Annotated in this window: 20 protein-coding genes; 13 read left to right on the top strand and 7 right to left on the bottom strand. The window is 34.6% G+C overall.

The features are described from left to right. Window positions 1–34: 34 nt before the first annotated feature. From FHP04_RS10555 to ftsY, 7 genes are all read left to right on the top strand, one after another. On the top strand, window positions 35–808 hold the full coding sequence (locus FHP04_RS10555; RefSeq protein ID WP_139856092.1) for a 3'-5' exonuclease: 774 nt from the start codon (window positions 35–37) through the stop codon (window positions 806–808). Window positions 809–868: 60 nt separating this feature from the next. Beyond that, complete coding sequence (locus tag FHP04_RS10550) at window positions 869–1,480, top strand: fumarylacetoacetate hydrolase family protein (protein WP_139856090.1); 612 nt, start codon at window positions 869–871, stop codon at window positions 1,478–1,480. Between the two features lie 68 nt (window positions 1,481–1,548). Then, window positions 1,549–2,796 carry a competence/damage-inducible protein A gene (locus tag FHP04_RS10545; protein WP_139856088.1) on the top strand — a complete coding sequence of 416 codons (1,248 nt, stop codon included), beginning with the start codon at window positions 1,549–1,551 and terminating at the stop codon, window positions 2,794–2,796. Between the two features lie 76 nt (window positions 2,797–2,872). Next, a complete protein-coding gene (gene rpmB / locus FHP04_RS10540) occupies window positions 2,873–3,112 on the top strand; it encodes a 50S ribosomal protein L28 (protein WP_014782807.1) in 240 nt (79 codons plus the stop codon). 27 nt (window positions 3,113–3,139) lie between these two features. Next, the gene (gene rpmG / locus FHP04_RS10535) at window positions 3,140–3,322 is read left to right on the top strand and encodes a 50S ribosomal protein L33 (RefSeq protein WP_045081706.1); all 183 of its coding nucleotides are present in this window, start codon (window positions 3,140–3,142) and stop codon (window positions 3,320–3,322) included. Between the two features lie 8 nt (window positions 3,323–3,330). Beyond that, a complete protein-coding gene (locus FHP04_RS10530) occupies window positions 3,331–3,483 on the top strand; it encodes a DUF4295 domain-containing protein (RefSeq protein WP_139856086.1) in 153 nt (50 codons plus the stop codon). Window positions 3,484–3,619: 136 nt separating this feature from the next. Beyond that, a complete protein-coding gene (ftsY, locus tag FHP04_RS10525) occupies window positions 3,620–4,573 on the top strand; it encodes a signal recognition particle-docking protein FtsY (protein WP_139856084.1) in 954 nt (317 codons plus the stop codon). 81 nt (window positions 4,574–4,654) lie between these two features. Here ftsY and bshC read toward each other — a convergent pair whose 3' ends face one another. Beyond that, a complete protein-coding gene (bshC, locus tag FHP04_RS10520; protein ID WP_139856082.1) occupies window positions 4,655–6,271 on the bottom strand; it encodes a bacillithiol biosynthesis cysteine-adding enzyme BshC in 1,617 nt (538 codons plus the stop codon). A 206-nt stretch (window positions 6,272–6,477) separates the two neighbouring features. Between bshC and mnmA the strand changes: the two genes are divergently transcribed. From mnmA to FHP04_RS10505, 3 genes are read left to right on the top strand one after another with little or no spacing between them, the layout of a single operon-like run. Further along, window positions 6,478–7,680 carry a tRNA 2-thiouridine(34) synthase MnmA gene (gene mnmA / locus FHP04_RS10515; protein ID WP_139856080.1) on the top strand — a complete coding sequence of 401 codons (1,203 nt, stop codon included), beginning with the start codon at window positions 6,478–6,480 and terminating at the stop codon, window positions 7,678–7,680. A gap of 9 nt (window positions 7,681–7,689) precedes the next feature. Continuing rightward, complete coding sequence (locus FHP04_RS10510) at window positions 7,690–9,354, top strand: S8 family peptidase (RefSeq protein WP_139856078.1); 1,665 nt, start codon at window positions 7,690–7,692, stop codon at window positions 9,352–9,354. Next, complete coding sequence (locus FHP04_RS10505; protein ID WP_246051415.1) at window positions 9,354–10,295, top strand: NAD(P)H-dependent flavin oxidoreductase; 942 nt, start codon at window positions 9,354–9,356, stop codon at window positions 10,293–10,295. Before FHP04_RS10510 ends, FHP04_RS10505 begins: the two co-directional genes overlap by 1 nt. Before the next feature lie 80 nt (window positions 10,296–10,375). On the opposite strand, the gene FHP04_RS10500 is transcribed toward FHP04_RS10505, so the two are convergent. Together FHP04_RS10500 and FHP04_RS10495 are read right to left on the bottom strand one after the other, a co-directional pair. Next, window positions 10,376–14,284 carry a M36 family metallopeptidase gene (locus FHP04_RS10500; protein ID WP_139856074.1) on the bottom strand — a complete coding sequence of 1,303 codons (3,909 nt, stop codon included), beginning with the start codon at window positions 14,282–14,284 and terminating at the stop codon, window positions 10,376–10,378. A 159-nt stretch (window positions 14,285–14,443) separates the two neighbouring features. After that, window positions 14,444–14,635: a cold-shock protein gene (locus tag FHP04_RS10495; protein ID WP_139856072.1), complete on the bottom strand. Its 192-nt coding sequence runs from the start codon at window positions 14,633–14,635 to the stop codon at window positions 14,444–14,446. A gap of 345 nt (window positions 14,636–14,980) precedes the next feature. On the opposite strand from FHP04_RS10495, the gene sucC reads away from it, so the two are divergent. Beyond that, entirely contained in the window at window positions 14,981–16,171 is a 1,191-nt protein-coding gene (sucC, locus tag FHP04_RS10490; RefSeq protein ID WP_139856070.1) for an ADP-forming succinate--CoA ligase subunit beta, read from the top strand. 59 nt (window positions 16,172–16,230) lie between these two features. Here sucC and FHP04_RS10485 read toward each other — a convergent pair whose 3' ends face one another. Further along, window positions 16,231–17,523 (bottom strand): DUF2254 domain-containing protein, encoded by a 1,293-nt coding sequence (locus FHP04_RS10485; protein WP_139856068.1) that lies wholly within the window; start codon window positions 17,521–17,523, stop codon window positions 16,231–16,233. 131 nt (window positions 17,524–17,654) lie between these two features. Here FHP04_RS10485 and FHP04_RS10480 point away from each other — a divergent pair, with 131 nt between their 5' ends. Further along, window positions 17,655–18,098, top strand: a complete 444-nt coding sequence (locus tag FHP04_RS10480; protein WP_139856066.1) for an Hsp20/alpha crystallin family protein — start codon at window positions 17,655–17,657, stop codon at window positions 18,096–18,098. A 77-nt stretch (window positions 18,099–18,175) separates the two neighbouring features. On the opposite strand, the gene rluF is transcribed toward FHP04_RS10480, so the two are convergent. Further along, window positions 18,176–19,081: a 23S rRNA pseudouridine(2604) synthase RluF gene (rluF, locus tag FHP04_RS10475; protein WP_139856063.1), complete on the bottom strand. Its 906-nt coding sequence runs from the start codon at window positions 19,079–19,081 to the stop codon at window positions 18,176–18,178. A 115-nt stretch (window positions 19,082–19,196) separates the two neighbouring features. On the opposite strand from rluF, the gene FHP04_RS10470 reads away from it, so the two are divergent. After that, window positions 19,197–20,723: a GH3 family domain-containing protein gene (locus FHP04_RS10470; protein WP_139856062.1), complete on the top strand. Its 1,527-nt coding sequence runs from the start codon at window positions 19,197–19,199 to the stop codon at window positions 20,721–20,723. 234 nt (window positions 20,724–20,957) lie between these two features. Here the strand turns inward: FHP04_RS10470 and FHP04_RS10465 are convergent, their stop codons facing one another. Together FHP04_RS10465 and FHP04_RS10460 are read right to left on the bottom strand one after the other, a co-directional pair. Then, window positions 20,958–21,230, bottom strand: a complete 273-nt coding sequence (locus FHP04_RS10465) for a hypothetical protein (RefSeq protein ID WP_139856060.1) — start codon at window positions 21,228–21,230, stop codon at window positions 20,958–20,960. A gap of 113 nt (window positions 21,231–21,343) precedes the next feature. Beyond that, a complete protein-coding gene (locus FHP04_RS10460) occupies window positions 21,344–21,946 on the bottom strand; it encodes a hypothetical protein (RefSeq protein WP_179951784.1) in 603 nt (200 codons plus the stop codon). Window positions 21,947–22,049 lie beyond the last annotated feature (103 nt).

Raw genomic sequence — 22,049 nt, 5'->3', positions numbered from 1 at the left:
ATAAGAAGTATCTTTACTTTTTTAAAATAAAAAAATGGAACTGAATCTAAAAAAACCAATCTGTTTTTTCGATCTTGAAACCACAGGTGTAAATGTAGCTAAAGACAGAATTGTTGAAATTGCAATCCTAAAAGTATTTCCAAATGGGAATAAAGAAAGTCATACTTGGCGTGTAAACCCAGGAATGCCTATTCCGCCAGAATCTACCGCTATACACGGAATTAGCGATGAAATGGTTGCTAACGAACCTACATTTAAAGATCTTGCACCAAAAGTTTATGGATTGATAAAAGATAGTGACCTTGGTGGATTTAACTCAAATAGATTCGATATTCCACTGCTTGCTGAAGAGTTGCTTCGTGCAGAAATAGACTTTGATTTGAAAAAAGCCCTTGCAGTTGACGTTCAGACCATCTTCCATAAAATGGAAAAGAGAACATTAGGAGCAGCATATAGATTTTACTGTAACAAAGACCTTCTAGATGCTCATAGTGCCGCTGCCGATACAAATGCCACTTACGAGGTTTTAAAGGCGCAACTAGAGCGTTATCCAGACTTGGAGAATGATATAGCTTCCTTAGCAGATTTTAGTTCCCATAAGGACCATGCAGATTTTGCGGGATATATAAGTTATGATGAGAATGGAGAAGAGGTTTTTTCATTCGGAAAGTATAAAGGTAAGTTAGTAACTGAAATATTAGATAAAGATTCTGGTTATTTCGGTTGGTTGCTTAATGCCGATTTTCCATTGTACACCAAAAAAGTGCTTACACGTATTAGACTTCAGAAATTGAATACAAAACTTTAAGAAAACCATCTCTTTTGATAACTGACAGTATTTCTACTTTCAAATAATAATTTTTAAAATATGAAAATAATCTGCGTAGGAAGAAATTACACAGAACATATTAAGGAACTAGATAATGTTGTTCCTGATGAGCCAATATTGTTTTTAAAACCAGATTCGGCTATACTATTAAAAAAGCAACCATTTTACATTCCTGAATTTACAAATGAAGTTCATCATGAAGTTGAAGTGTTGGTGAAAATCAATAGAATAGGGAAGCATATAGATCGTAAGTTTGCGCATAAATACTACGATGAAATAGGTTTGGGTATTGATTTCACAGCGAGAGATTTACAAAAGAAACTAAAAAGCGATGGTCTTCCTTGGGAAAAAGCGAAGGCATTTGATGGTTCGGCTGTAATTGGAAATTTTATATCAAAAAATGAGATTGAAGATATTGACGATTTACCCTTCAGTTTAAAACGCAATGGAGAGGTTGTTCAACAAGGCAGCACAAAGCAGATGATGTGGAAAATAGATGCCTTAATCGAAAATATTTCAAAATACTTCACTTTAAAAATTGGAGATGTTATTTTCACAGGTACACCATCAGGTGTTGGGCCTGTTTCTGTAGATGATGTTTTACAGGGGTATATCGAAGAAAAAGAAATGTTTTCAATAAAAATAAAGTAAAGGAATATTATTCTGACATAATCTTCAAAATTGTCAAAGGAAGTTGTGCTTTTAAAAAAACAATGTAAATGCTAGCAGAGATTATAACCATAGGAGATGAAATTCTCATTGGTCAAATTGTAGATACAAATTCGGCTTTTATTTCGAAAGAGCTTGATAAGATAGGGGTAAAAGTGTATCAAATTACTTCGGTTCAGGACGATCGAGAGCATATATTGCAAGCTTTTGAAGACGCTAAAAAACACGCCGATTTAATTATTGTTACTGGAGGACTTGGCCCTACTAAAGACGATATTACCAAACGTACTTTTTGTGATTATTTTGATGATACGTTGGTTGAAGATTCAGAGATAGTTGAAAATATTAAGCAATTATTTAAAAACTATCAGCTAGGGGAGCCTTTGCCGTCAAATATTCAACAGGCACTCGTTCCTTCTAAAGCAAAAGTTTTAATGAACTACTATGGAACCGCACCTGGAATGTGGATGGAGAAGGATAAAACTGTTTTTGTTTCATTGCCAGGCGTGCCCTACGAAATGAAAAATTTGTTAAAGGATCAAGTTTTGCCTCTAGTAATAGAACGCTTTAATAGGCCATTTATTTACCACAAAACACTACTTACCTATGGAATGGGTGAAAGTGCTGTTGCAGATAGAATTGCAGATTGGGAAAATAATTTACCTGAAAATATAAGACTAGCGTATTTGCCTTCATTAGGAAAAGTACGTTTACGACTATCATCCAGTGGTACCGACGAAAATGCTTTAAAAGAAAGTATAGATTCCCGAATGGAAGTTTTATCTGATATGCTTTCGGATATTGCTATAGGTTTTGAAGATGAAACGACTATAGTTGGAAAGATTGCACATATTTTAAATGAAAAGCAACGAACATTAAGCTTAGCAGAAAGTTGTACAGGAGGGACGATTGCAAGCCAGATAACTGCGGAGCCTGGAGCTTCATCCTTTTTCTTAGGAAGTATTATTCCGTATAAAACAGAATTAAAGACAAAGGTTTTAGGTGTGCCGGCTTCACTTATTGAAGAATTTTCAGTTGTAAGTGTTGAAGTTGCTGAAAGTATGGCTTTAAATTCGTGTAGGTTATTTGATACAGATTACGCAATTGCCACAACAGGAATTGCAGGACCAACAAAAGGGGATGGAGCAGATGAAGTTGGGACAGTTTGTATTGCAATAGCATCTCGAAACGAAGTTTTTTCAGAAAAATTTAATTTCGGAAATGATCGCTATCGTGTGATTACAAAGGCGGCAAACAAATCTTTTGAGATGTTATTAAAAGAAATTTCAAAAAACTAATTTCCTTTTGTTGTACAACACGAAAGAATTACTTAAATTTGCACCCTGTTTTAAAATAACTAATAAAGTTAAGGAAATGTCAAGAGTTTGTGAACTTACCGGAAAGAAAGCGATGGTTGGAAATAACGTGTCGCACGCGATGAATAAAACCAAACGTAAGTTTGATGTAAATTTGCTTAAAAAGCGTTTTTATATACCAGAAGAAGACAAGTGGGTAACACTTAGAGTTTCAGCTTCTGCTATTAAAGATATCAATAAAAAAGGTATTTCTGCGGTTATGAAAGAAGCGCGTGAAAAAGGCTTTTTAACTAAATAATTGCAATAATCAATAAAGTCTATTACAATGGCTAAAAAAGGAAATAGAGTACAAGTAATTTTGGAGTGCACTGAGCATAAGGAATCTGGTAAGCCAGGAACTTCTCGCTACATCACTACCAAAAACAAAAAGAATACACCGGATAGAATGGAGTTGAAGAAATTCAACCCAATTCTTAAGAAAATGACGGTTCATAAAGAGATTAAATAAGAGATAAAATGGCAAAGAAATCAGTAGCATCGTTACAGACAGGTTCAAAACGTTTAACCAAAGCTATTAAAATGGTTAAATCGGAAAAATCAGGAGCATATACATTTACTGAGGCTATTATGTCTCCAGAAATGGTAAACGACTGGTTAAACAAAAAATAACCAGATTAAAATATTGAGTTAAAGCCACTTTTTTACGAAGGTGGCTTTTCGTATTTTTGTTATTTAAAAAATAGTCAGGTATATAATTAAGCTCATAATGGCATAAATTTATAACCTTTAACCGACCACGGAAACCATGAGTATATTTAAAAGGATATTCTCCAAGGAGAAAAAAGAAACACTTGATAAAGGACTAGAAAAAACTAAAACATCTTTCTTCGATAAGCTTAGTAAAGCTGTAGCCGGAAAAAGCAAGGTTGATGATGAGGTTTTAGATAATCTTGAAGAGGTATTGGTTTCTAGTGATGTTGGTGTAAATACTACCTTAAAAGTAATTGAAAGAATTGAAGAGCGAGTTGCTAAGGATAAATACTTAGGTACGGATGAGCTAAATAAAATTCTTCGCGAAGAAATTGCCGGGCTTTTAAGTGAAATAGATTCTGGTAACGCTTCCGAATTTGAAATACCACAAGATAAAAAACCATACGTTATTATGGTTGTTGGTGTAAACGGTGTAGGTAAAACTACTACCATTGGGAAATTGGCTTATCAATTTAAAAAAGCAGGTAAGAATGTAGTTTTAGGTGCTGCCGATACTTTCCGTGCTGCAGCGATTGATCAATTACAAATATGGGCTGATAGAACTGATGTGTCTATCGTTAAACAAAGTATGGGCAGTGATCCTGCCAGTGTCGCTTTTGATACCTTGCAAAGTGCAGTAAATCAAAATGCTGATGTTGTAATTATAGATACAGCAGGGCGTCTTCACAATAAAGTAAACTTAATGAACGAGCTTACTAAAGTAAAACGTGTAATGCAGAAGGTTATTCCAGATGCGCCTCACGATGTGCTATTAGTTTTAGATGGTTCTACTGGGCAAAATGCATTTGAACAGGCTAAACAATTTACAGCTGCAACCGAAGTTACCTCTCTAGCGGTTACTAAACTTGACGGTACTGCAAAAGGTGGAGTTGTTATTGGTATAAGCGACCAATTTCAAATTCCAGTAAAATATATTGGAGTGGGTGAAGGGATGGAAGATCTTCAGGTATTTAATAAGATTGAATTTGTGGATTCGTTCTTCAAATAAATCACATAATATAACTTTATTAAAAAAACCCATCTTTATAGATTTAAAGATGGGTTTTTGTGTTTCTTGTGAAGTTGAAACTTAAACTTCAATAATTGTAAAAGATAAATTTAAAGGATCTAAATTCTCTTTAATGATGTCTAATATTTCTTCCCCATTATCTAAATAGAAGTTTGAAAAATTTAGGTTTCTCTCTTGTAAACTTCCTTTTGGGAAAAGAGTATCTTGAATGTTTTTTACAGGGTTTAATTTCTCAGAAAGTTTTCTTTTTTGAGCTTTTAGTAATCTAGATTCAAGTTTATCTAACCCGTTAAGTTGTTTTTTCTCTTGAGCAGCAACAGCACCAAGAAACGACTTGTCCGTTTTTTCAGCTAGCACATATAAATCTTTAAATTGTTGTTTTAAAAATTCTCTTTGTTTAGAAAAATCAATTTCAATATCTGAAATTTTATGAACGTGCTTGGTTATTAACTCTTGTTGTGGAAGAAATAAATCTTTAACAGAAACGTCATATGTTTCTAGCTCTTCCAATAATTTTTTAGGAGTTATTAAAGCTGAATTTCTCAATAAAAGAATAGGAAATGGAACTTTTACTTCATTAAAATAATCTTTCAATTGAAACCAATACGCTAGTTCGCCGCCTCCACCAATATAACAGAGGTTTGGTAAAACGGCTTCTTGATACAATGGTCGTAGTAAGGCGTTTGGTGAAAAGCATTGTGGGTTATCATTTATTTCGGCTAAAATCTCCTCCTTAGAAAATGAGATTTCAGTGTTATTCACGTAAAAATCACCTTCACTTTCAATGATACGTTCTCTAATATTCTTATTTAAGTAAAATAAATTAATCTCTCTAGGATGTACCTGTTCTGAATGACCTAAGTCTGTTAGTTTTTTAGTGGTTTCAGAAACTTTTTTGAAACTTAAGTTTTCATTTATTTCTTTTTCAGCATAAGGAATGAAATGTTTCTTTAAAACTTCATCATTGCCATCAACAATTACTAATCCAGATTCAAAAAACAATGTATTGGCTAAGTGTCGAGTGGCATCAGCTAAATTGTCATTTTTTAAATAAGCGTCAGAAAAATATTTAAGAAGCTCTTTAGCATTTTCACTGTTGCCAAATTGTGTTTTTAATTTTTCAAAAACTTTGTTTAAGCCTTCAGTATTTAATTCTCCAACAGCACCAGAAGAATTTCTATCCCATTTAACCTTTTCTAACCTAGAAGTATTATTGTCTTTGTAAGTATTAAAATAGTTTATCTCTTCAAAGTCGTGATCTTCTGTTGCCATCCAATAAACGGGAACAAAATTAAAATTAGGATAGTGCTCCTTTAGCTTTTCACATAAGTTTATCGTTGAATATATTTTGTAAAGAAAATATAGTGGTCCGGTAAAAAGGTTGAGCTGATGCCCAGTTGTTACGGTAAAAGTAGTGTTTTCTTTAAGCAAGTCTAGGTTGGTTAATGTAGCTTGGGATATAGAGTTATACCCGTATTGCAACATAATCTGTTTAGACAATAACCGTCTTTGACGAATATTAAAACTATTTTGTTTCTCTTCAATTTGAAGTTTGAAGTTCTCCAAGTTTGGAAAACGATTATAAAAAGGAATTAATGATTTTTCTTCTGCTACATAGTCGCAGATAAGTTTAGAAAAATAACCGGTCTCTTTATAAGGAATAGATTTAATTGGCATGTGCTTTATGAAAGATTTTGAACAAAAATAGCCGATTTATGTGGGCTCAGGTTTTAAAGATACGTTAATTTCAGATTGTAATAAAAGCCTTTTAAAATTGTTTAAAGTCACTGTATTTGCAGTTTGAATTTCGGGCATAGTAATTGTATCTTTGCACATCCAAAAACTATGGCCATTAAAGGTGATAGTTTCTTTCAAAAATACCCATGAAAAAACGTGTTGTAGTAGGATTAAGCGGAGGTGTAGACTCTAGTGTAGCAGCCTATTTATTAAAAGAACAAGGCTATGAAGTTATTGGTCTTTTCATGAAGAATTGGCACGACGATTCTGTAACTATTTCAGATGAGTGTCCTTGGTTAGAAGACAGTAACGATGCCATGCTTGTTGCAGAGAAATTAGGAATACCATTTCAAACTGTAGATTTAAGTGAAGAATACAAAGAGCGAATTGTAGATTATATGTTCCGTGAATACCAAATGGGACGTACTCCAAACCCAGATGTGCTTTGTAATCGCGAAATTAAATTTGATGTGTTTATGAAAATAGCGCTGGGGTTGGGAGCAGATTTTGTCGCAACTGGACATTATTGCAGAAAAACAACTTCAATAAGTGAAGAGAATGGCGTTGAAAAAGAAATTCATCATTTACTAGCAGGGAAAGATCCTAATAAAGATCAGTCTTACTTTTTGTGTCAACTTTCGCAAGAACAACTATCCAAAACATTATTTCCAATTGGTGAATTATTAAAGCCAGAAGTTAGAAAAATTGCAGCCGAACAAAATCTTATCACTGCTGAAAAACGTGATTCTCAGGGCTTGTGTTTTATAGGAAAAGTGAGATTACCAGATTTCCTTCAGCAAAAATTAGCTCCTAAAGATGGAATAATTGTTGAAGTTCCAGCAACATTGCCTGAATATAAAGTAGAAACTCCAGAGTTTACTTCTGAAATGGAAGAACTTGAATTTCTTTCAGCAAAACACAAGTATTCAAAAACTGATGGTAAAGAAGTTGGGGTTCACAATGGAGCGCATTATTTTACTAAAGGGCAACGAAAAGGTTTAGCAGTTGGTGGTACCAAAGAGCCATTATTTGTGATAGACACAGACGTTGAAGAAAATATTATTTATACAGGGCAGGGTAAAAGTCACCCAGGACTTTATAGACGCGGACTTTTTGTAAAGGATGAAGAAGTTCATTGGGTTCGTGAAGATGTAAAGCTTCAAGAAGATGAAAAAATGGAAGTTATGGCTCGTATTCGCTATAGACAGCCATTAGAAAAAGCAACTTTGCACTGCACGCATTCAGGACTTTATATTATCTTTGATAATCCTCAATCTGCTATTACAGAAGGTCAATTTGTGGCTTGGTATAATGGAGCTGAGTTACTTGGCAGTGGTGTTATCTCTTAAAAATATTATATGAAAAAATTATTCCTATTATTAGTATTTGCATTTGTATCAACCCTAAGTTTTGCACAGTTAGAAGATGCCTTAGTTTTTTTAGAACCTAAGGATCCTTCGGTGGTTTCGGCTGCATTGGCAGACCCAGCAACTATTTTAACTACAGCGGCAATAAATAGAAAATTAGCACAAAGTATTGCTATTGATGAACGGGATGTTCCTTTAAATGAAGTGCAAAAAGCACAGATAGAAGCTGCAACAGGTATTACAGTTCTTGCAAAATCAAAATGGTTAAATGCTGTTTATGTTCGAGGAACTTTAACAAATATCAATAATCTTTTAAATCTTTCATTTGTTTCGGACATTGAATATGCTGATAAAAGTATGAACAGACCTGGACCTAGAGAATTTGAAAGACAGTTTAGGTCTTTACAGAATAAAATAGATCAAGAAGAGCAGTTAAGAGTAGTTTATAATTATGGGAATGCTGAGAATCAGACTGAAATGATTGGTGTTGATGTTTTGCATCAAGAAGATTTTACGGGTCAAAATATTGCTGTAGCATTTATGGATAATGGATATCCTAATGTATTATACAACCCTGCTTATGCTCATATGCGTGATGAAGGAAGATTACTTGGGTATTATGATTTTGTTGCTCGTGTGGAGAGTCCAAATGGAACAGGTGGTCACGGAGCTTTAACCTTAAGTGATGCAGCTGCGGTGGTTACAAATGAATTTGTAGGTACTGCGCCAAATGCTTCTTATTACTTATTTATTACAGAGGATGATAGTGAAGAATCTCCTGCTGAGGAGGCGTATTGGGTTGAAGCATTGGAGCGTTCCGATAGCTTAGGGGTATACGTGAGTAATACTTCTTTAGGTTACCAGGATTATGACAAACCAGCATATACTCATCAATATTCAGATTTAGATGGAGAAACTACTATTGCAGCTCGCGGAGCTAATATAGCTTTTGATAAAGGTATGATTACAGTTACTTCTGCTGGTAACGACGGTTCTGGCTTTGGTTATGTGGGAACTCCTGCAGATGCGCCAGGTTCTTTCACTGTAGGCGCGGTTGATGCAAATGAAAATTATGTTTATTTCAGTTCTTACGGTCCAAATTCAGCCGGACTAGTAAAGCCTGATGTAATGGCTCAAGGAGCTAATACAGCTGTTGTAGATAGATTTGGAGAAACCACGGATTATTGGGGAGATCCATTAACTTCTAATGGAACTTCTTTTAGTTCTCCTATAATTGCTGGAGCTGTGGCATCTTTATGGAGTGCTGTTCCTACTTTAAAAAACGATGTAGTTATGCAAGCAATTCGTGAGTCTGCACATTTGTATAACAATCCTACAGATTTAATGGGTTATGGAATTCCAAATTTTGGAGAAGCATTAAGCACACTATTACTTAAAGTGAACGAACAAGAACTTCAAGAAAATCAATTTGCTTTATATCCAAACCCAGTTACTACTGAAGTAAATATTTCATTTCCTAAAACTGCAGAAAATGCTGTATTTGTATTGTATAATGTTTTAGGTGAAAAAATACTTCAAACTAATATTGCGGCTAGTAATAATCGCATTGACTTATCTAACCTAACTTCAGGGATGTATATTGCATCTATAACTTCAAACAACAAGACAACAAGTTACAAAATCATAAAAAAATAGTGCAGAATAAAATTACAGAGCTTTTCAAAATTGAATATCCAATTATTCAAGGTGGGATGATATGGAATAGTGGTTGGCGTTTGGCTAGTGCTGTTTCTAATGCAGGTGGACTAGGTCTTTTAGGAGCAGGTTCAATGTATCCTGAAGTACTTCGGGAACACATAATAAAATGTCAAAAAGCCACAGACAAACCATTTGGTGTTAATGTGCCAATGCTTTACCCTGATATTGAAAAAATTATTGATATAATAATTGAAGAAGGGATTAAAATAGTTTTTACATCGGCTGGAAATCCAAAGACATATACTTCTAAACTTAAAGAAAACGGGATTACCGTAGTACACGTTGTTAGTAGTGTAAAGTTTGCCTTAAAAGCACAAGAAGCAGGAGTAGATGCCGTTGTAGCAGAAGGTTTTGAAGCAGGAGGTCATAATGGTCGTGAAGAATCCACTACACTTACTTTAATTCCAATGGTAAAGGAACAATTGCAGATTCCATTAATAGCTGCTGGAGGTATTGCTACAGGTCGCGCTATGCTTGCTACTATGATTTTAGGTGCAGATGGGGTACAGGTAGGTAGTCGTTTTGTGGCATCGGATGAAGCTTCGTCACATCATGCGTTTAAACAAATGGTTGTAGACGCAAAAGAAGGAGATACCCAACTTACTTTAAAAGAGTTGGCTCCAGTAAGAATGCTTAAGAATGAATTCTTTGAAAGTGTTATGGAGTTGTATAAAACGAATCCTACTAAAGAAGAGCTTGCCAAACATTTGGGTAGGGCTCGTGCAAAACGTGGAATGTTTGAGGGAGATTTAGTTGAAGGTGAATTGGAAATAGGACAGGTTTCTGGACTGATCCACGATATTAAACCAGCTGGAGTAATATTAAAAGAAATGGTTGAAGAATTTCAAACTGCAAAAAAGGAAGTAGCTAGCTTTTAGCCTTCTTATTAAATATTTTAAAAAGCAAAAACCCTTCCGATTTATTTCGGAAGGGTTTTGTTTTTAGGTTAATTATAGACTTATTCTTTAATAAGTCTTTTTATTACTTGACCATCTTTACCTTGTATGATTACAAAATATGTCGCTGAGGCCAATTCAGAAACATCGATAACTTTTTCAGCTCGCATATTTCTAAGATCGATTGTTTTAATTACTCTTCCTCTTAAGTCGAATATCTCCAAGTTTTCAAGAGAAAGACTTGTTGATTTTCCTAAGGTAATAGAGTGCGTAGTCGGGTTAGGATACATTTGTATACTATCCGAATCTAAGTTGTTATCACCAATACCTAAAACTTCATTAACAGTAAGTTCAAACGTACAGGTAGCATCGTTTCCATACTCGTCTTCAGCAGTTAACGTGATTGTGTGAACTCCTTCAGGAAGCTGTGTTCCTGCCGCAGGATTCTGAGAAGTAATAGTAACAGGAGATGTACAATTATCTACAGCTGTTGCTTCTCCAGTTCCAAAGTAATCAGGCAATACGTAAAATTCATTTCCAGGATCAGTATCAACTGTTTGGTTTGAAGGACACGTAATAGTAGGAGGAAGGTCATCGGTAACTGTTACAACGGCTACACATGTACTTGTGTTTCCGCTTGCATCTGTTACGGTTAGTGTAACATTATTTGTACCTATATCTGCGCAAGTAAATGAGCTAGTTGAAATACTTAATGTATCAACAGCACAATTATCACTAGAGCCTCCGTCAACATCTGCAGCTGTAATAGTTGCATTTCCGGAAGCGTCTAATTGTACAGAAATATTCTGACAAACTGCTGTAGGAGCTTCAGTATCATTTATAGTTACAGAAAAAGAACAAGTTTCTATCGGATTGATTCCGTCGTCGTATTCAAAAGTGTTAACGGTAGTTCCTATAGGGAATGTGCTTCCACTTGCTAAACCTGCAGTTTGTGTAATAGTTCCTGAACCACCACAACCTGCTGGTGAGTCTACTGTATAAGTAACAACTGCGCCACAAACCCCTGGGTCGTTATCTTGTGTGATATCACCTGGGCAAAGAAGTGGACCGCCACCGCCGTTACCAATAACATTAACCACAGCAGAACAAGTAGAGCTAGCTCCACTGTCATTTGTTACTTCAACTAAAATCGTATTTAGACCAACATCTGCACAGCTAAAGCTTACTGTTGGAGCTAATGGGTCTCCAGCAAGTACAGTGTAACTACCACATTCAACAGTAACGTCGTATAATAATGCTTCTGCATTTATAGTAGCATTTCCGGTACCGTCAAGTGTAACATCTAATACAGGAGCGTCTATTTCATAATCGTAATCTATTGCCCAAGTGTTTAGTGTACCAGTAAGACCACCTGCAACATCCGAAACTTTAAGTTCCCATGTTCCTAAAGTGCTTTCACCATCAAAAACTGACAATGGATTGTTTGGTTTAAAAGTTCCATTAATAGTTGGTGTTGAACTCGAACATTCATTTTCTACAGAGGTAGCAGCTTCATCGTCAAGGGTAGCAACAATATCATCTCCAGAGCAACCGTACCCCGAATTTGTTCTTCCTGGTCTATCAACAATTACAGCTGTGGTACCTGCTGGAGATTTTATACTAACAATTAAGTCTCCTACCCAACTATGTGTTATGTTTAAATCTACATCTAAATCGGTTATTGTAACATCTTCAGTTACATCCATTGTTACTGTAACCCCACTTGTATTACCATCAGGGATTGCAACACCAGGTGAGCTAGATTTTGAGCCTGTCATTGGCACTCCACCTGATCCCATGCAAATAATTACAGGAGGTTCATTTGTTACATTAATTTCATCTGTAATTGTAGTTGGGTCTCCAGTACAGAAATCATCTACGGCATAAGTCACCGTTACCAATCCAGGACCTCCAACACTTGGGTCGAATGTAAATGTTGTTCCGTTTCCGTCATCTGTTACTCCAGGTCCACTATAAACTCCTCCTGCAGGGTTACCACCTGAAAGACCAGTTTGAACTCCGTCTGATAGACATACTTCATCTATTACATTTAAGCTTGAAAAGTTTGGTGGTAAATCAAATGCTTCAGTTCCATCTGTTTTACTGCTTGATGAGCCCTGAATAGCGCTATAACCAAGTCCTCTTCTGGCGAACGCATCCCAAATTGCACATTGGTTTTCTCCACCATATAATGCCATATCTGCTGCTAAAATAGCATCGCGACCGTCCACAAAACCAGGATTGCTTGGTTGTAGTTTAAGCGCTTCTGTTACTAAGGCTAAAGAAATATTGTTTCCACCACTTCCATTATAAAAATCTGTATCGAATCCGTGTACAGCAATTAGCTCCCATGTCATTTCCCAAAGCATTGCGGTCCAAACAGAGCCTACTCCGTGTGGTGCAACTTCTGATTTAATATCATCGTAAGTGTGAGGGTTAATTGCAAAATTTGTACTGTAAGGATGGGTTCTAATTCCTGGGCCATTAGGACCTTCACCAATTAACCAAGTTCCAACACCTCTAGAGTCAGGTCCAGAATCTCCGCTTTGCATAGTAAGCATTAATCCATAATAGTCACTCCATCCTTCACCCATTTGTTCTTGTCCGCCTAAGGTGCTTAATCTATTAGAAATACCATGACCATATTCATGAACAATTACCATATTGTCTAAATCCCCATCTCTGTTATCACAAACATACATTTGCATACGAGGTCTGTTTCCGTCTGGGGGAGTCGCGAAGTTTGCGTTACATGTTCCCGATCCATCTTGGGCTTCTGCATTAACGCGGTCATTGCCTATTCCACCTTTTCCATAATTATTGTGTTGGAAATTTCCACTAGCTTCATCAAAACCATATTGATAAGTTACGTCATGGATAATATTGTTCCAATAAAAAAGGTTTGTAATTGCAGCGTTCTCTGATTGGTCACTATTACTGTAGTTGGTATTTAATGGGAAATCAAAAATTAAATTACCGCCCGGGCTAAATGCGTATTTGTTGTCTGGCTGGTTGTTTGCATTGTCATCGTCATATGCATCAACGTTATTACCACGAGAATTGGTGTAATCAGCAGTATTATTACCGCTAATGTCATGCCATCCGTAAGGGGATGCAGTTAGGTTTTCTGGGTTTGTAACTAAGGTACGGGTTCCGTGATTTGGACTTTCTACAGGCATAGCAAATACTCTATAGCTTGCTGCTGGAGCCATTGTAGTAGTTGAAGAATTTGTATTGTTGTAATTATAAGGCTCATTCATCGGTCCAACAAAAGGCGCTGAGTTTTCAGCAGCGTGAATGTGGTCTTCGTGATCCCCTAATATATTACAGTATAAAGTCCAATTGTCTTTATCAATAATATTTCCTGTTGAAGCATCAACGCGGAAATTCCACCAGTCTGATGACGTAGTTTCAGATACGGAAAGCTCCCAAACTAATTGAGTACCTATCCCTTGTCTGTAATAATACATCAGTTTAACAGGAATGTCTTCTGAAGAAATATCTGCTTTATTAAAAACTGCAGCCTTATTTTTACCGCCGATGCTTTTTACTTCTTGCAGATTGCCAATTTTGTAGTTCATTTGTCTGGCTACAGAAGTAATTGCTTGTTTTGCAGAAATTCCTTGAGCATTACTTTTTAAGGTAGCTTGAATATCTGCTAAAAACTTATTGTGTGCTACTAAAACCTTTCCATTCTTGTCAATGTGAATGCTAGATTCTGTGCCGTAAACTTCTATTCCGTTTATGGCTTGACGTAAATAGATGTGATGAACACCGCTAATACTACTTACGTGTTGTTTAGTGATTACATAGGTGTCATTTTTTTGTTTGATAAGTTCTTCTAAAGAAATGGAGGACGGCTCATTTAAAATTTTTGCCTCTCTCCTTTCTTCTTCTCGATTTGTGTCTTGTGCATTGAGCTGAAAAGTCAGCAAACACAGTGCTAGTAAAAATAGGGTAGTGTTTTTCATATTGTAATTGAAATTTAATGGAATCTTAAAATTACAATAAAAAAAAATTTATTTGGCAATTGGTAATGTTTATTTCACTTTAAATCAAGTTAGGAAAGTTTTGAGCAAAAAAAACCCCGCTAAAAGCGAGGTTTATTGTCTTAAAAAGTGATAAGTATATTATAGTACTTTTACGTTAACCGCATTTAATCCTTTTCTTCCTTCTTGAAGATCAAATTCTACTTCGTCACCTTCGCGAATCTCGTCGATAAGTCCTGTAACGTGTACAAAATGTTCTTTGTTGTTTCCTTCTTCAGTGATAAAACCGAAACCTTTGGTGTCGTTGAAGAATTTTACTGTTCCTTTGTTCATTGTATTTAAATAAAATAATTAATATAAGATGCAAATATAGATTTATTAATTACAATTTGCGGGTTTTTTAACTATTTTTTTTAAAAACTATAAACTTTTCAATTGTAATAATTATTTATCTTTCATTATTTGAGTCTATTTTTCAACAAATTGCTTTCTGAAATGTTATATATATGGATAGTTTGTAACTGAGGCTAAATATTTGAAAAGTATTAATTTTCAATTTAATTTTACATCAAGAAGGAAAGCCTTAAAAAACATTAGGGCATTCTTGTTACATTTGTTATTTTTGCAAACCATAAATCAAGCCTGCTGATAAAATGCAGTAGGAACAAAATCGCAACTATGAACTTACACGAATACCAAGGAAAAGAAATACTAAACAGTTTTGGCGTTGAAATACAACGCGGAATCGTAGCAACTACTCCAGCAGAAGCTGTTGCAGCTGCAAAAAAACTTACCGAAGACACTGGAACTAGCTGGCATGTAATTAAAGCTCAGGTTCATGCTGGTGGCCGTGGAAAAGGTGGCGGAGTAAAACTTGCAAAAAACCTTCAAGAGGTTGAAGAAATTGCTGGAAGTATAATAGGAATGAACCTTATCACTCCTCAAACTTCTGCAGAAGGAAAAAAAGTACACCAAGTTTTAATTGCTGAAGATGTTTATTACCCTGGAGATAGTGAGCCCGAAGAATACTATATGAGCGTTCTTTTAAATCGTTCTACAGGTAGAAACATGATTATGTATTCTACAGAAGGTGGAATGGATATTGAAACTGTAGCCGAAGAAACTCCACATTTAATCTTTACTGAAGAAATTGATCCTGCTGTTGGTCTTTTAGGATTCCAAGCAAGAAGAATTGCTTTTAACTTGGGATTGAGTGGAAAAGCTTTTAAAGAAATGACAAAATTCGTTTCTGCACTCTATAGAGCTTATAACGAATCAGATTCATCTCTATTTGAGATTAACCCAGTTTTAAAAACTAGTGATGATAAAATTATTGCTGTTGATGCTAAGGTAAGTCTTGATGATAACGCAATGTATCGTCATAAAGATTATATGGAAATGCGCGATAAGCGTGAAGAAAATCCAGTAGAGGTTGAAGCTCAAGAAAAAGGTCTTAACTACGTAGATCTTGATGGTAATGTTGGATGTATGGTTAACGGTGCTGGTCTTGCAATGGCTACTATGGACTTGATTAAACAAGCTGGTGGTGAGCCTGCTAACTTCTTAGATGTTGGAGGTACTGCAAACGCAGAGCGCGTTGAAGCAGCATTCAAATTAATTTTGAAAGACCCTAACGTAAAAGCAATCTTAGTAAATATATTTGGTGGTATCGTTCGTTGCGACCGTGTAGCCCAAGGTATTGTTGATGCTTATAATAATATGGGAACTATTAATGTGCCAATTATTGTTCGTCTACAAGGGACAAACGCAGATATCGCAAAAGAATTAATAGACAATAGTGGTTTAGATGTTCAGAGTGCTATTGAATTCCAAGAAGCTGCAGATAAAGTTAAGGAAGTATTGTCTTAATTTATTTGCCTAATCTTTAGTTATATAAAACCTTTCATCTTAACAGATGAGAGGTTTTTTTATGATTTTAAATCCAGGTTAGCTAACGAAACCATCTTGTTCCTATCTTTTTCAGAACTAAAATCCATATCGTCAACCAAGGCTTTTAATTCATTTTTTACAACAATGTTGTAGTCCTTATTTCTAATAGATTGTTTGTCTAAATAGGTTAGCATGGTTATTAATTTTTGTACAACTATGGGGTCGTGCTTACAATAAGCTCTTAGCGAAGCCATAACATTGTACAATAGCTCTTCAAAATGAATTATCGCTATTTTTAAATTCATTTTTCCATCAATTATAATAACACCTCTATCATTTTTTCTTAAACGAAGAGCAAAGAGCTCTGTTAGGTAGTCTATGGCATTTATAGCGGTTCCTGGGTCGTTGATTCCTGGTGACATAGCTTTTACCGCAATTTCGGTAATTTGCTTAAAGGCAAGGGTGTAATTATCTTGAATGTATTCTCCTCGAGCAAAGTTTATGTTCGAAAATATTTCTTCCACTAATTTGTCGTCAATTGGTTTGTTGACCTTTAACATGGAGTTGTTTTTCAATACAAATAACCCTTTGGGAATGGTAATATAGATTCTGATATCGTGTTCTAAACATAATGCATTCATATTTTTGATTGAAATATTTTGGAAATATCCACTTTTAGAACAACTGTAGGTGTGCCAATCGGAAGTATCAGGGAATATTTCCGGAAGCATTTTAGAAGAAGCTTCTTCCTTTTCAATAATTTCTTCTAGACGCTTTGTGGCTTTATTATAAATCCCGTCCATAATATTATTTATCTGAATGCTTTGGGAAATATTGTGAATGAAAAATATAAATGAAAATAAACACAGTACGGTAAACATTACGCCTATTAGAATTGATATTCCAGGCAAGGTGTATTTGTCTTCGCTAGGGTCTATGGAAAATAATGTGAAAATACAGTATATAATAGAAGCCAAAAAGACTCCCAAAATAACTTGATGGGTTTTGTTCGAAATTAAACCTGGAAGTAGACGAGGGGAGAAATTGCTAGATGCTTGGCTTAGTAAAAGCATTACCATTGAAAAACTAAAAGTCATCATGGCTATCAATCCGCCAATACAAGTGCTAAGAACATTAAGAGCGGTGTCTCCATCCTCTACCATCAACATCGGAAATATTTTAAGCACTTTTTGAGAAACTCCTTGTTGCTCAATAAATATCATGCTTAGTGCTAAAAAAAATCCTCCTAAGGCAAAAATACTAGGGTAGAAAGCTATTTTACCCTCTAGCATATTAAAGAAAGTTGACAGTCGATTAATGAAATACTTCATTATTATGTTTTTAAATGACAAAAAGACAGTTAGATTTAGTTGAAACAAGTCAGATTGTCTGGTTTTTATAAATGGAATTGTTATTGACTAATTGTAATTGAAATTAGTAAAAAATAAAACAATATAACGCTATGAAAACAGTTAATAACAATAATATGTGGTTACCTAACTTATTAGATAATATATTCTTAGAAAACCGTCTGGATAGATTAAATAATTATGAAACTTTTAGCAATCCAGCGGTAAATATTATCGAAAATTTATCGAATTTTGTAATCGAATTGGCTGCACCAGGTTTGCACAAAGAAAACTTCAGTATTGAGGTTGAGGAAGATACCTTAAAGATTACTTATAAGGAAGTTAAGGAATCTCAAGAACAAGAGCAGAAAAATGATAATGCAGTTCAATATAAAAGAAGAGAATTCAATTTTGGAAGTTTTGAAAAATCATTCAAACTACCTGAAAATGTAAAAGTTGAAGATATTTTGGCAAACTATGAAGATGGAGTATTAAAAGTTACTTTGCCTAAAATGGAAGAAAAGAAAGTTTTAAAGAGAATGGTTGAGATTTCATAATTGAAATTTAATTTGGTTAGTTAGTTAAAATGACCGCGTGCTACTCAATCGGTACGCGGTTTTTTTATGCTTTTTAGTTAACCTCTTCTTCGTCTTCCTCCTGTACTTTTAATATTAGAATCACCTCTTTTTTCACCGCGATCTTTTCTTGCTTGTGGCTTATCTTTTCTAAGAGTTTTACTTTTCTTATTGTCTATTTCACGACGTCTTGTGGGCCTTATGGCTCTTTTTTCATCAAAGTCGGCTTTAGGATGCGGTTTAGGCTGCCCATCGCTGTCTTTTACAGAATCTTTTAAAGTTTTTAATTCTTCTTCAGTTAGATCACGCCATTCACCAATGGGTAAGTCGCCTAATTCCAAATTCATAATTCTTATTCGTTGCAACGCTACAACTTCATAACCAAGGTATTCACACATTCTGCGAATCTGTCTGTTCAAACCTTGAACTAAGAATATTTTGAATTCAAATCGGCTAACTCTTTCAACTTTACAGCGCTTTGTAACAGTATCAAGAATAGGAATTCCAGACCCCATTCTTTTTATAAATTCATCTGTAACAGGTCTGTCCACTTTTACGATATATTCCTTTTCGTGTTTGTTTCCTGCACGTAAAATTTTATTTACAATATCTCCTTCATTAGTTAGTAAAAGTAAGCCTTCACTAGGTTTATCTAATCTTCCAACTGGGAAAATTCGTTCAGGATGTTTCACAAAATCTATTACATTATCTTCATAACGCGTATCGGTAGTACAAGTAATTCCAACAGGTTTGTTGAGCATTATATAAACAAGATTCTCATTTTCCTTAATTAATTTCCCATCAACACGTACTTCATCATTAGGCATAACCCTATCGCCAAGTGTACTTTTTACGCCATTTATTGTTACGCGCCCTTTTTCGATTAAGGCGTCGGCTTCACGACGTGAGCAGAAGCCACTATCGCTTATAGCTTTATTAATTCTTACAGAATCTGGATGATGCATTTATAGATTTTTTGTAAAGATACCATAACTGAAGGGCAAATTAAAAAGGTTAAAATTGATTTAATTTCTATATGTACATTTTTTAAAAATTGTAGTTTCATAAAAAACTAAAAATATGGCAATATTAGGTTCAATAATCAAGACTGCTATCGACTTGCGCGATGCGATAGTTTCTGAAAAATCCCAAGTAGAATCTCAAAAAGAAGTTTTAAAAAATTTACTTGAAAAGGCTAAGGATACGGCTTTCGGAAAATACTATGGCTTTTCTAAAATTTTAGAGGCTGAGGATATACAGAAGGAATTTTCTAAAAAAGTTCCTTATTTCGACTATCACCAAATGGAAGAGAAGTGGTGGGTAAAAACACAAGAGGGGCTAGAAGATATTACTTGGCCGGGTGTACCTACATATTTTGCTAGAAGTAGTGGAACTACTGGAAAAACATCAAAAAAAATTCCTGTAACTGATGAAATGGTTGAAGCTATTCGCAATGCAGGGATTAAACAAGTGGGTGCTTTAGCAAATTTTGATGTACAATCAGATTTCTTTGAAAAGGAAATAATGATGTTGGGTAGTAGTACTAACCTAGAAGAACAAGACCAGTTTTTAGAAGGTGAAATTAGCGGGATTAGCGCTAGTAATATTCCATTTTGGTTTCGCGGATACTACAAGCCTGGCGAAGAAATCGCACAGATGGAAGATTGGGACGAAAAGGTGGAAACAATAGCTAAACGTGCACGGGAATGGGATATAGGGGCATTGAGCGGAATTCCTTCTTGGATGGAACTTATGATGAAAAAAGTGATAGAATATCACGGTGCAAAAAACATACATGAAATATGGCCAAACCTACAAGCATATACCTCTGGAGGTGTTGCTTTTCAGCCTTATGAAAAGAGTTTTAATCAGCTACTGGCGCATCCTATTATAATTATTGATACTTATTTAGCTTCAGAAGGGTTTTTAGCTTTTCAGAATAGACCCGAAACAACCTCAATGAAATTAGTTACCGATAATGGTATTTATTTTGAATTTGTTCCGTTTAACCCAGATTATATCAATGATGATGGGTCACTGTCTCAAGATGCTCCTGCATTAACACTTGAAGAGGTTGAGGTTGATACAGATTATGTTTTAATAATAAGTACGGTTTCTGGCGCTTGGCGTTATTTAATTGGTGATACCATCGCTTTTACAGATGTAGAAAAAGCTGAAATTAAGATTACAGGTCGCACCAAATTCTTTTTAAATGTGGTGGGGTCACAACTATCTGTAAATAAAATGGAGGTTGCCCTGCGTGAACTGGAAGAGAAATTCGACATAAAAATTCCTGAATTTACACTTGCTGCTGTTAAGATAGATGAAGAGTTTTATCATCATTGGTATTTGGGTACAGATACTGAAATTAGCGATGAAAAATTAGCTGAAGCCTTAGATAATGCTTTAAAAGAAGCAAATAAAAATTATGCTGTAGCTAGATCGAAAGCTTTAAAAGGGGTAAAAGTATCTACAGTAAGTTTAGAGGTTTTTCAAGATTGGAGTGCCAAGAATAAAAAGAAAGGTGGGCAGGTTAAAATGGAAAAGGTGATGGGAGAAGAAAAGTTTGCGGAATGGGAGGAATTTGTAAAGAAACTGGGTGTATAGGCAGGCGAATAGTTTCTTAACGAATTTTGATAACAAATAGTCGATATTGGGAAATATGCAATGTTTATTTAATGTTTAAAAACATGTTATTGTCTATAGATAAAGTTGTAACGTCTTCTTCATATTCATTCTTTCGACTGAAAACATTTTTGATTTTTGGTTTAAGAATTCAATTATAATAATTCCTTTTTCAGCAGTTTTATTTAATTCATAATTTTCTCCCAAATCAAGAGATTATATTTTAACCACAAACTGATATATTAATTTTGCGATTTTTTCAATATGAGATTCATGTAACGTCGATATATGTTTTATTAAGTCTGCAGTTTTAATATTAGATATTTTTTCTAATGATAAGTCAAATTCATTTTCTAGAACTTCATTTATACTGCTAATTTCGTTGTTTGTGTTATTTGAATTAATCCCACTAATTTTATCAATTAAACTGACTAATACTAAATTGAGTTTTTGAATTTCTCGTTTTAAATAGTCCTTTTCTATATCCATTATTTAAAATTAGTATTTAATAGCTTTGGTTTTAAATTTGGCCAGTTTAATTTCGAAATTTTATATTGTTATTTCATACATTTTACTAGATGCTTTTAAGTCTAAAAATGGATCTAACCTTCTTTTTCAACTATTTCAATTTCTTCCTCAACTTTATTTTTGTTGATGAGTTCCATAACTTCTTCAGGTGAAATGTACAATCTTCGAATTCGTTCTTTATATTTCTCTGAAAGATTGGCGTTATCGAGTATAAAGTTCTTTGTTTTTAAAATATAATCACCCATGCCGTGAGCAATAGCATAAGTATCTGCTGCGCGCTCTACTTCTTTGATATGTGCTGAAGAGAAAAGATATTTCAACCCAAATATTAGCATTCCAACATTTGTTCTATTTCGATAGTCCATAACATGACCTAATTCGTGTCCAATCCAACCAATTATTACATCGGAAGGAATATCATCTATGGTGAATTTTTCACCTTCAATTTGAATGTTTCTGCTAATTAAAATAACATATTCCCTGTTTTCTTTCGATTTAAAAAAACTTGCAAACCTCGGTTGTGCTTGCATTGTAGACTTTTTTATATTGTTCTTAAATTTAAACTCTATGGCAGTGTCATAGAGTTCAGGATAATACGAAATTGCTTCGATTACCTCTTTTTTAATGTTTTCTGGAATTATTTTGTTATCTAAATTGATATTTTGAGTTGAAATCATAGAAAGAGTAAAATACAAAATAGATTTTATGAAAGTCGTTAAAAGCATTGTAAAATTAAATCTCTTGTTAGTATACTACTGACTATAATATATAAAGAATATT

Source organism: Aequorivita sinensis (assembly GCF_006346335.1).
GTDB lineage: Bacteria > Bacteroidota > Bacteroidia > Flavobacteriales > Flavobacteriaceae > Aequorivita > Aequorivita sinensis.
Note: the sequence above shows the minus strand (reverse complement) of the source record. Positions and strands in the feature narration are given on the sequence as shown.